The organism is Lichenibacterium minor (genome assembly GCF_004137685.1).
GTDB classification, from domain to species: Bacteria; Pseudomonadota; Alphaproteobacteria; order Rhizobiales; family Beijerinckiaceae; genus Lichenihabitans; species Lichenihabitans minor.
Map to the genome: position 1 here is coordinate 1 of NZ_QYBB01000089.1, position 8,392 is coordinate 8,392.

9 protein-coding genes are annotated in these 8,392 nt (G+C 66.7%); all 9 read left to right on the forward strand.

Translation table 11 applies throughout. From position 1 onward, the window contains the following. The first annotated feature begins 485 nt into the window (after positions 1–485). Complete coding sequence (locus D3273_RS26690) at positions 486–2,165, forward strand: oligosaccharide flippase family protein (RefSeq protein ID WP_129229991.1); 1,680 nt, start codon at positions 486–488, stop codon at positions 2,163–2,165. After that, positions 2,162–2,950 carry a sulfotransferase family protein gene (locus D3273_RS26695; RefSeq protein WP_129229992.1) on the forward strand — a complete coding sequence of 263 codons (789 nt, stop codon included), beginning with the start codon at positions 2,162–2,164 and terminating at the stop codon, positions 2,948–2,950. The genes D3273_RS26690 and D3273_RS26695 overlap by 4 nt, the downstream gene beginning before the upstream one ends. A 14-nt stretch (positions 2,951–2,964) precedes the next feature. Continuing rightward, a complete protein-coding gene (locus tag D3273_RS26700; RefSeq protein ID WP_165359733.1) occupies positions 2,965–3,819 on the forward strand; it encodes a glycosyltransferase in 855 nt (284 codons plus the stop codon). 274 nt (positions 3,820–4,093) lie between these two features. Further along, the gene (locus D3273_RS26705; RefSeq protein ID WP_129229994.1) at positions 4,094–4,717 is read left to right on the forward strand and encodes a TetR/AcrR family transcriptional regulator; all 624 of its coding nucleotides are present in this window, start codon (positions 4,094–4,096) and stop codon (positions 4,715–4,717) included. Positions 4,718–5,056: 339 nt separating this feature from the next. Then, complete coding sequence (gene tnpA, locus D3273_RS26710) at positions 5,057–5,443, forward strand: IS66-like element accessory protein TnpA (protein ID WP_129229995.1); 387 nt, start codon at positions 5,057–5,059, stop codon at positions 5,441–5,443. After that, a complete protein-coding gene (gene tnpB, locus D3273_RS26715) occupies positions 5,440–5,787 on the forward strand; it encodes an IS66 family insertion sequence element accessory protein TnpB (protein WP_129229996.1) in 348 nt (115 codons plus the stop codon). The genes tnpA and tnpB overlap by 4 nt, the downstream gene beginning before the upstream one ends. Before the next feature lie 95 nt (positions 5,788–5,882). Then, positions 5,883–7,404 (forward strand): IS66 family transposase gene (tnpC, locus tag D3273_RS26720; protein WP_428977812.1). Its coding sequence is split into 2 segments (ribosomal slippage): positions 5,883–5,962 and positions 5,961–7,404, totalling 1,524 coding nucleotides; the frame shifts between segments, so codons are not numbered across the junction. A gap of 218 nt (positions 7,405–7,622) precedes the next feature. After that, entirely contained in the window at positions 7,623–7,745 is a 123-nt protein-coding gene (locus D3273_RS29770; protein WP_281011427.1) for a hypothetical protein, read from the forward strand. A 74-nt stretch (positions 7,746–7,819) separates the two neighbouring features. After that, positions 7,820–8,392 (forward strand): transposase (locus tag D3273_RS26725; RefSeq protein ID WP_245501410.1); only part of this gene is annotated, 573 nt, incomplete at its 3' end.

Consider the following 8,392-nt stretch of genomic DNA (forward strand, 5'->3'; position numbering starts at 1 on the left):
TTGCCATAGGCCATCCTCCTGCTGACGAGTCAGGGGGGAGTTTGCACCATCACACCGCGGGACTGAACACCTAGGCGCTCGTCGGTGTTGACACCTCGAACGGCCCGGCCCATGGCTTGTGGATGAAATCTTATGGTCACTACTCAGCTGCCCTTCACCACGTTGCAGACCATAGGATCGGCCGCACGCAGAGCAGGGGGGCTCACTTTCGACACGCCTGGCTCTCCCTCGACCGGAACTTCGCACGATCGCGGCGTGTCGATCGGGCCTGAGAGGGCTCGCTTCTCTCTCGACCGCGCCCAACGCTTAGACCTATCAACGATAGCGTGCGAGCGGTTGTTGGAATGCGCGGGAAGTTTCCGCCTGTCTGGTGCGATCCGATCGAGCATTTCGCGTTGGCGCTCGTGAAGCAAATTACTTATGTTCGCGCCCGCCGCGCTGAACCCTGACTAGCCCATCCCCTCCCGCCCGCGCCGGACTGCTCGATGGCCGACTTCTTTCCAATCGTCCAACGTGCCGTACTCCGCCTCGACGAGCCGACGGAGGTAGATCGGGATGCCGTCTACGCCCGGGCCCGGGAGGCACTGCAGCAGTTCACGGGGCTGGCAGACGCGACGTTCGAAGCTCGCGCGCTCGACGATGCCATCGCTCGCGTCGAGGCGAAGTTCGCGAAGCGCCCCGCCCTGGCGCTCGGTGCCGAACTGGCGAGCGGCCCGACCGAGGCGGCGCCGAGCCGCCGCCAGTTCGCCTTCAACGCCGGAGCCGCCGCCGCCGTCAATATTTTCAAAACACTGCTGCAACTCGCGCTGCTGCCCGTCATGGCGCGGCTGCTCGGCCCCGAGGCCTACGGCGTGTACGCGCTGGCTTTCCCGACCGTGATGTTTTTCCTGCTGCTCGGGGACGGCGGGCTCGGGATGTCGCTGTCGCGCGAGGACGAGAGCAACAGCGTGGTCTGGTCCACTGCGTTCTGGACCTTGCTCGGCACCTGCACTGTTATGGCGCTGGGTGTTATGGGAGCGGGCTTCGTCCTGGCCCGTGTGTCAGGCCAGCCCTCGCTCGTCGGCCTGATGACCTTCCTGTCGGCGGCGTTGCCACTGCTCGCCCTGTCGCTGCCAGCCGGCGCTCGCCTGCAGCGCCGAGGCAACTTGCTCTACCATTCGGGCAGCGACCTCCTGGGCTCAGTAGCGGGGGCTGCAGTCGCGCTAGCGCTGGCCTTCAACGGCGCGGGCGTTTGGGCGCTCGCCGCACAACACGTCACGTTGTTCGCCTTCAAGGCCATCATTCTTAACGCTGCTGCCTGGTCGCCGCCTGACCTCGTTTACGACTTTGCCTCGCTGCGCGGCCATGTGGCGACCGGCGGAGCACTGTTGGTGAGCCGCCTCGGCGAACTCGGCACGAAATTGGCTGAGAACACGGTATTCGGCCATATTTTTGGCACGGTACCTCTCGGCTCTTATATGTTTGCTAACCAAGTCTCCCGTTTCACCTGCGAAGCGATCACTAATCCCGTAGTCGGAGCTTTCTACGCCCAAGCGCTTCGGGAGTCCGACGATGAAGTGGCGGCGCTCCACGCTAGACTAACCCGAATGCTGCTGCTCGTCCTATTTCCAACGACCGCGCTAATGGCTGTCGCGGCGCCGGACGTGTTTCCGCTAATCCTCGGAAATAGGTGGGGCGAGGCGGGGCCGCTGTTTCAGGCTATGGTGGTCGCATACGCGCTCGCGGCGGCGGCTTGGCTCAGCGGACAGATTTTAATGAAACACGGCATGACGGACCGGAGCGCCAAAGTCGTGGTCGCCTGTGGGGTCGCGCGGGTGACAGCGGTCGTGGCCGGGCTGTGGTTGCCGCCCATAGGGGTGGCCTGGCTGGTTGGCGCGAGCTACGCGCTGCAGGCCGTCGCCATGACACTCGCGGTGCCGCGCGGCTTCGGGTCGAGCTTGTCGTCGCTCGTCGCCACTCTGTGGGGGCCGGCCATCGCCGCGACAGCGGGCGGTGCCGTGAGCGCCTCAGTAATTTCACGCTTCCCGGGCAGCGTAACGTCAGCGCTGGCGGCGAGCGCGCTCGGTGGCAGCTTGTATTTCGCGCTGCTTTTCGCTCTCGACGGCCAGGCGTTGCGGGACGATATTGTCGGGTTGACCCGTGTCGTGCGGAGGCGAGCGGCATGACGGTGGGCGGTGTGGGGCGTGCGGCCGTCGCACCCTGGTTCGGCGCCCGCGATCTCCTGCGGTCCCGCCTGTCACACAAGCAGGCCTCGGACCTCGGCGACGCCTTCGCGCGCTTCGCGCCGCTGCCGCTCCAGCGCGCCTGCGAGCGCGCGTTCGATTTCCCTATCGCCAAGATCGTGCGTGGGACGCCGCTGCTGCTGATCCGCATCCCCAAGACCGCCAGCGTCAGCCTTGCCCTGCAGGTCTATGGCCAAGTGTCGCATGTGCCGCACCGCAGCGCCGCTTTTTACCGGGACGCAGATCCCGACTTCTTCGCCCGTGCGACGAGCTTCGCCATGGTGCGCGACCCTTGGGAGCGCGCCGCCTCGGCTTATCGGTGGCTGCGCGGCTGCGGCAACGACTTGGCCGCCCCGGACCGTCGCGGCCGGGCAGCGGTCGCCGGCGTGGACAGTTTCGAGCGCTTCGTCCTCGACGTGCTGGAGCCCATGGCGGCGTCCGGCCGCCTGCGCCACCTCGACCCCGTGCTGCATCGCCAATGCGACTACGTCTGCGATGCCGAGGGCCGTGTCATCGTCGACCACCTGTTCCGACTGGACCATATGGCCGAGGTGCAGGCTTTCCTGGCTGCCAACGGCGTTTCGGGGGGCGAAGTTCGCGCCAACGCGACCGAGCGCGCGGGCGGCGGCGGGCAGGACGCATCACAGGCCGTGCTGGGCGCTCTCGGCCAGGTCTACGCCGACGACGCGGCGCTGTTCGGCTACGGCCCGCCCGGGTGCGGGCCATGAGCGGAGCAGCGACGATGGCCCAGTTCGCCGTGGTCATGGCGACCTACAACGGCGCGCGATTTGCTCGCGAGCAGGCGTTGAACCTGATGCAGCAGGAGCAGCTTCCGGCGGAAGTGGTCGTGGCCGACGACGGATCCACCGACGGCACCCTGGAGATGATCGGATCGGCGCTCGCCGGTGCGCCTTTCCCGGTGCGCTTCATCCGCAGTGCCGAGAACAAGGTTTACCGGCGCAACTTCGTCAAAGCTGCGTCTTTGGCCACCGCGGCGATCGTGGCTTTCTGCGATCAGGACGACGTTTGGCATTCCCGCAAGCTCGCCCGCATGGCGAGTGCCTTCGAAGATCCCGCTGTCATGGTGGCTTACCACAATGCCGCCGTGACGGACTGCGACGGCCGGACCACCAGCCGCCTGTATGGCCCCGACGGTGCCCGGAAGCGCAGTGAATCGCCGCACGCTGACCCGTGGTCGTTCTCGCTGGGCTTCACGCAGGCGTTCCTGAGGGACCTGCTCGCCTTGACGCCGCTGCAGGGCGCCAGCCGCGACTTCCTGTTCCCGCGGGGCGCCTCCCTGCTCGCGAAGGCCTGCATCCTGAACACGATCGCCGACGACGTCGCGCAACCGGCCGACCGGCGCGCGAGCGCCGCCGCGATGGCGGAACACCAAGAGGAGCTGGCGGCCCTCTATGGAATGCGCCCCGATACCTACAGCTTCGGCGTGGGCGCCAGGGCGTCCGCGTGGGTTCGGCTCATGGCGGCACGCCGCCGTAGCAAGGACCGCGGCCTGTCCTGCCCGGCGCGCCATGCCATCCGAGACCTCACCCTCGGTGTGGTCCTCGGGCATTTTGCCGCGCCACCGTCGAATTTATGACGCGGGCGGTCCACGACCTCGATCATGATATAGAAAACCTCGAGAAAACCAATCGAACGATAGCAGATGTACAATCTTAGAAGGGCTGATATTGTCTTGCATGCTTTAAGGAACTCAAGACATCCTAAATCGCCCTCGCGTCTCGTTCACATGCGGTTAAAGTGAAGCGTTCCATGTTGAATATTCTGATTGGGTACGCCACGGCGACCGGAGCTGCCCAGCTCCCGCCGCCGTGGCGCTGTCGAGAGTTGCCCGGTCGGGCGGGAGGCGCATCATGGACGAGCCCGAAACTAGCGCGGCGAGACCCCAGGGACGTCCCACGCGCGGCGGTCGGGAGATCGGGCGCGACCATCTGATCGAGAGCACCCGCGGTGCCATGCGGGCGCGTCCGAGGCTCGACATCCAGCGCCGCGAGATTGCCGAGCACGCCGGTGTGACGCCGGCGCTGGTCAGCTACTATTTTCCCGACAAGGCGATCCTGCTGGAACTGGCGGCGAGACCGGTGATCGACACCTATGCGGCGGACGTGCGCCAGATCCTGCGCTCCCCGAAGAAGCCGAAGGCCAAGCTCAGGCTGTTGATCTCACTCTTTCTGACCTTCAACAGCGAGCAAGGCTTCATCCTCGATCATTATCTCGAAGTCAGCCATGCGAAGCAGCGGGACGAGAATGTCGCGATGCTGGGGGCGGTCAAGAGGGAGCTGTCTGAATTCTTCAAGGAACTGATCGGTCTAGGAATGATCAAGGGCGACGATCCGGAGTTCCTGCCGGCGGCTCTGTGGGGCCTGTGCCGTTACGTGGGGCGCCGCAACGAGAGCGACATGTTCCTGATCGACGAGGACCTGCAAACCTCGCCGAAGGACCTCACGCTCAAGGTCCTGACGCTGATTTCGGCATGAGCGACTGGACGGGTCGGCCCCCGAAACCCTGGTTGCGCCCAAGGGGCTCATGGATCGGAGGCCCGTGCCAACCCGCATCAAGATCGGCTCCGCTCTCGCCGGGCGATCGAGCGAAGAAGGCGTGAACTTGCGCATCAACTTCGTCCTCCCCCTCCTGAGCTGCACGACCATCGGCGGTTTCAGGGTGGTCTTCGAATAAGCCGACTATCTCGCTCGGCACGGCCCTGCGGTAACGATCGTCTATCCGCGCCGTACGCGTCCGACGAAGACCGCCTTGCGGGGTGATGGGTTTGCGGCCGACCTTACGGGCTTACGGCTAGCCTAGAGGTCATCAGGTCGATGCGGGTCGAGGTTCTGAGCGGTGTCGAGCGTCGGCGTCAGTGGTCGGACGATGAGAAGGTCCGGATCATCGAGGAGACCCTGGTTCCGGGGGCGCGGGTGGCCGAGGTAGCCCGGCGCAACGCGGTGAGTGCCAGCCTGGTGTTCGGTTGGCGTCGTCTGGCGCGCGACGGCCTTCTGGGACGGGGCGATCCGGCGCTGGTCCCGGTCGAGATCGTGGCTCCCATCCCCGCGCTGCCGGCCCCGGCGGCACCGAGCGTGCCGCGCCCGAGGCGGTCGGCGGGGCTGATCGAGATCGAGCTGTCGCAGGGGCGCCGCCTGCGGGTGGGCCCTGACGTCGACGTCGACGCGCTGCGGCGGGTCCTCGACGCCCTGGATCGGCGATGATCCCGCTGCCGAGCGGCACCAAGGTGTGGCTGGCGACGGGCCACACCGACATGCGCAAGGGGATCGGTGGCCTGTCGCTGCTGGTGCAGGAGGTGCTTGGGCGCGATCCGTTCTGCGGCCACCTGTTCGTTTTCCGCGGCCGTCGGTCCGATTTGATCAAGATCGTCTGGCACGACGGCCAGGGTGGCTGCCTGTTCATGAAGCGGCTGGATCGGGGCCGGTTCACCTGGCCGTCGGCGAGCGATGGGGCGGTTCCCATCACCCCGGCGCAACTCGCCTACCTGACGGAGGGCATCGACTGGAGGAACCCGCAGCAGACCTGGCGACCCACCCAGGCCGGATAGCGGAAAGGCTTGCAACGGCAGATGGTTGTGATCTGATCGGGGGTGTGACAGCATCCTCCGATCAGCTCCCGTCCGACCTCGCCGACGCCCACGCCATGATCGTGGTGCTGCGCAGCGAAGCCCTGATCCGCCGGCTCGAAACCGAGAAGCTGAAGTTCCTGATCGCCAAGCTGGCGTGAGCAGTTCGGCCAGTCCTCCGAGCGTGGCAGGCTCCTCGTGGAGCAGCTCGAGCTGGCCATCGTCGACGTGGAGGAGAGCCAGGGAGCAGCCGAGGCCGAGGCTGACATCGCGGCTCCGGGAGCCCCCCTTGCAGAGCGCCAAAGCCGTCCCGCGCGCTCGCGGCGCCCGAGCCTGCCCGAACACCTGCCGGTGGAGCGGATCGTGTATCCGGCACCGTGCGCCTGTGCCCAATGCGGCGGGGCCCGGCTTCGCAAGCTCGACGACGTCGTGTCGCGCTCGCTCGAATGCGAACCGCGGCGGTGGAAGATCGTCGAGCACGTGCGCGAGAAGATGACGTGCCGCGACTGCGAGGGCGTCACCGAGACGCCAGCCCCGTCCCATCCGATCCCGCGCGGCTTTGCCGGCCCGAGCCTGCTGGCGAGCGTGCTGGTGTCGAAGTTCATGCTTCACCAGCCGCTGAACCGACAGAGCGACGCCTTCGCCCGCGAGGGGATCGCGATCGACACGTCGACGCTGGCCGACCGTGTCGGCGCCTGCGCGGTGGCACTCGCCCCGATCGTGGACGCGATCAGGCGCCACGTGCTGGCGGCGGATCGGATCCACGGCGACGACACGACGGTGCCGGTGCTGGCCAAGGGGAAGACCGACACGGGGCGGCTGTGGACCTACGTGCGGGACGATCGGCCATTCGGCGGTGCCGACCCGCCGGCCGCGGCCTTCCACTATTCGCGCAGCCGGTCCGGGGAACACCCGCGGGAGCACCTGGCAAGCTACGGGGGCATTCTGCAGGCCGATGCCTATGCGGGCTACAACGACCTTTATGACGGCCGGCGCAGGCCGGCGCCGGTGATCGAGGCCGCATGCTGGGCGCACGGCCGCCGCAAGCTGTTCGACATCGCCAAGCTGACGAAGGCGCCGATCGCCGTCGAAGCGGTGCGCCGCATCGACGAGATCTTCGCCGTCGAGCGCACCATCAACGGCCGAAGCCCCGCCGAGCGCGTCGCGACCCGACAGCAGCAGTCGAAGCCCCTCGTCCTCGATCTGGAGATCTACCTTCGGGAACAGCGAATGATGCTCTCGGCCAAGAGCGATACGGCCAAGGGCATCACCTATATCCTGAGCCGTTGGGTGGCCTTCACCCGCTTCCTCGACGACGGCAGGATCTGCATGAGCAATAACGCGGCGGAGCGCGCGTCGCGGGGGATCGCCATCGGCAGACGGAACTGGACGTTCTGCGGCTCGGACGCCGGCGGCTATCGCGCCGCCGCCATCTACACGCTGATCGAGACCGCCAAGCTCAACGACGTCGATCCGCAGGGCTGGCTCGCCGATGTCCTCGCCCGCCTGCCGGACCACCCCGCCAAGCGCCTCGATGAGCTGCTGCCCTGGAACTGGAAGGCCAGCCGACCCAGCTCGGCCCTGGCCCAGGCGGCCTGACGGGGCACCGACGCCCTCGACGAGGCCGACATCACGCGGCAGCCCTGACCTGCGGTGCTGGCCGGATGCTTACTCCGCGCCGGCGGTCTGCCGAGGTCGGGACGGCCCGGGACCGCGTGGCGGACACGCTCTGGCCTATCAAGAAGCGGTTGTTCGACCGTCCCGTCGTGCCATGTCACGATTTCCACCCCGCGGTTCGGCACCGACTGATCGGTTCCATGGCGATGCCGGCCGTGCCGGACGCTGACGCCACGATCGCCACGGCGTGGCAGACCGCCGACCCCGTGGGGAGCCTGCCGCCGTCGAAGGGGGCAAAGTTCTACTTGATCCAGCATTACTAGCAGGTCGCTGAAGAAGGCTTCAGGTGTTGGCCAGTTCGTGATTCACTCCGCCTTGCTCATCGGTGGAGTGTCGAGTGCGCGGACAGGACAGCCGGAGCGGCTCGCTGTTTTCCTATGTGGACCTGGAGCAGCATGTCCGCTCGGATGATCCCCTGCGTACGATCCGGACTCTGGTGAACGAAGCGCTGGCGTCGCTCGACGGGCGCTTTGGCAGGATATATTCAGAGATTGACCGTCCCTCGATCCCGCCAGAGCAGCTATTGCGAGCGATGCTGCTGCAGGCCTTCTACTCGGTGCGGTCCGAGCGTAAGTTGATGGAGCAGCTCGACTTCAATCTCCTGATCCGCTGGTTCGTCGGCCTGGGCGTGGACGATCCCGTGTGGAACGCCTCGACTTTTTCCAAGAACCGCGATCGCCTGCTCGACGGCAGCGTGGCGGCGGCGTTCCTGAGTGCCGTGCTGGCCATCCCGCGGGTGAAGCGGCTGCTGTCCCAGGACCATTTCAGCGTGGACGGCACGCTGATCCAGGCCTGGGCGTCGATGAAGAGCTTCAGACCCAAGGACGGCGACAGATCACGTCCGTCAAGGTGGTGGAGTTTGGTCTGGTGCTCACCGCGGCTCCTGACGGGTCTCAGGCTGCGATGTGGG

Bases quoted from the DNA above. Each gene is read 5' to 3' on its own strand.
- D3273_RS26690 (WP_129229991.1), top strand. From the start codon at position 486: ATGGCCGACTTCTTTCCAATCGTCCAACGTGCCGTACTCCGCCTCGAC.
- D3273_RS26695 (WP_129229992.1), top strand. From the start codon at position 2,162: ATGACGGTGGGCGGTGTGGGGCGTGCGGCCGTCGCACCCTGGTTCGGC.
- D3273_RS26700 (WP_165359733.1), top strand. From the start codon at position 2,965: ATGGCCCAGTTCGCCGTGGTCATGGCGACCTACAACGGCGCGCGATTT.
- D3273_RS26705 (WP_129229994.1), top strand. From the start codon at position 4,094: ATGGACGAGCCCGAAACTAGCGCGGCGAGACCCCAGGGACGTCCCACG.
- tnpA (WP_129229995.1), top strand. From the start codon at position 5,057: ATGCGGGTCGAGGTTCTGAGCGGTGTCGAGCGTCGGCGTCAGTGGTCG.
- tnpB (WP_129229996.1), top strand. From the start codon at position 5,440: ATGATCCCGCTGCCGAGCGGCACCAAGGTGTGGCTGGCGACGGGCCAC.
- D3273_RS29770 (WP_281011427.1), top strand. From the start codon at position 7,623: ATGGCGATGCCGGCCGTGCCGGACGCTGACGCCACGATCGCCACGGCG.